The 1,578-nt window shown below is 56.8% G+C and carries 2 protein-coding genes; both read right to left on the reverse strand.

All coding sequences use genetic code 11. The features are described from left to right. Positions 1 to 115 precede the first annotated feature (115 nt). The gene (locus QZY07_RS09360) at positions 116 to 391 is read right to left on the reverse strand and encodes a hypothetical protein (protein WP_295401839.1); all 276 of its coding nucleotides are present in this window, start codon (positions 389 to 391) and stop codon (positions 116 to 118) included. 53 nt (positions 392 to 444) lie between these two features. Beyond that, on the reverse strand, positions 445 to 1,419 hold the full coding sequence (locus QZY07_RS09365; RefSeq protein WP_363183991.1) for an ATP-binding cassette domain-containing protein: 975 nt from the start codon (positions 1,417 to 1,419) through the stop codon (positions 445 to 447). Positions 1,420 to 1,578 lie beyond the last annotated feature (159 nt).

Below are 1,578 nucleotides of genomic sequence, written 5' to 3' on the forward strand. Positions count from 1 at the left end.
CAGAAAGTCCCTGTTGAATTGCATATGTTTTTTCAAGCATGGGAGCACAAACTGGACGGAAATCGGCTTTTGCCTAAATTTCATGTGTAAGTCAAACTGCAACAATCTAATTTCATTAGATAAACTTTCTGAACAGACTCTCATGCGCATGAATCTCGCTGACGACACCCCCATCCAGGTGCTGCAGAGTCTTGCGCGCGGATTCGACAGCCACGACGCCCGAGGTAATAACGGCACCGTCGAGCGGGGCGAGAAGCGCCCAGAAACCAAAGCCACCCAACGCCACAAGCAAGATCAGTAACCCAATGATCCGCTCCGGCTTGTCGCTGGTCTGAACGTGGGCGGCTTCATTTGTCTCGATGAGTCGATGGGGTCTGATTGTCATGTCCATCTAGACTGATTCCCTGCGTTCAGTGGATGTATCAGATGATGGTGACGAGGCCGCTAACCCGCCGCCTGGGATTGCAGCGTCGCTGGGCGGCCGGTGGAAGTCGGTCGCATGAATTGGTTCAGCACCTGGTCGCGGGGACCGAAGACTTCGAGCAAACCATCCCGCAACACGAGAATCTTGTCCACGGAATTCAGCACACTGGCACGATGCGTAATGATCAACACGGTCGCCCCCTCCAACTTAAGCTGCGCAATGGCCATGACCAGCGCGGCTTCTCCCTGATCATCAAGATTGGAATTGGGTTCGTCGAGCACGACGAGAACAGGCTTGCCATACATGGCACGGGCAAGACCGATGCGCTGCCGCTGGCCGCCGGAGAGCACCGCGCCACCGACTCCGATGGGAGTATCGTATCCTTTCGGGAGACGCAGGATCATCTCGTGGACTTGAGCGCGCTGCGCGGCGGCAACCACTTGCTCGGGGTCCACCTCGCCGAAGCGGGCGATGTTGTCGCTCACGGTACCATCGAGCAACTCGATATCCTGGGGCAGATAGCCGATGTAAGGACCGAGTTCCTCGCGATTCCAGTGACCGATGTCGGCCCCACTCAGCCGCATTTTGCCAGCAGCCACGGGCCAAACACCCAGCACGACACGCGCCAGGGTTGATTTACCGGCTGCGCTTGGCCCGATAATCGCCACGCTCTCGCCAGCGGCGATCTCGCAGCAAATCCCCCGCAGCACAGTCACGGTTGAACCAGGTGGTACGGCAACCACGCCATCGAGAATGAGAGCACCATCCGGGGCGGGCAACCTCATGAAACTCTGTCGCACAGTGATCATGTCCAGCAGATCATGCAGACGTTGATAAGCCAAACGTGCGGACAGGAAGCCTTTCCAGCTCCCGATCAGCTGGTCGACTGGCGCCAAGGCTCGCCCCAGAATAATCGAGCCGGCGATCATGATGCCTGGCGTAAACTCCTGCTTGATCACCAGATAGGCACCAATGCCCAGGATCAACGATTGCATGGTCACACGTAACACTTTGCTAGTACAGCGGCGCCCAAGTCCCTGTAAGGGCTTTGGCGATTAATGGTACCCTATTGACTATCTTGTTCGCACAGTACAGTCAGTATGATCGGCCAACCCCGTTACCGCATTAACCTGCTTGCGTCAGAACGGACCACG

It is taken from the genome of uncultured Thiocystis sp. (assembly GCF_903866365.1).
GTDB lineage: Bacteria > Pseudomonadota > Gammaproteobacteria > Chromatiales > Chromatiaceae > Chromatium.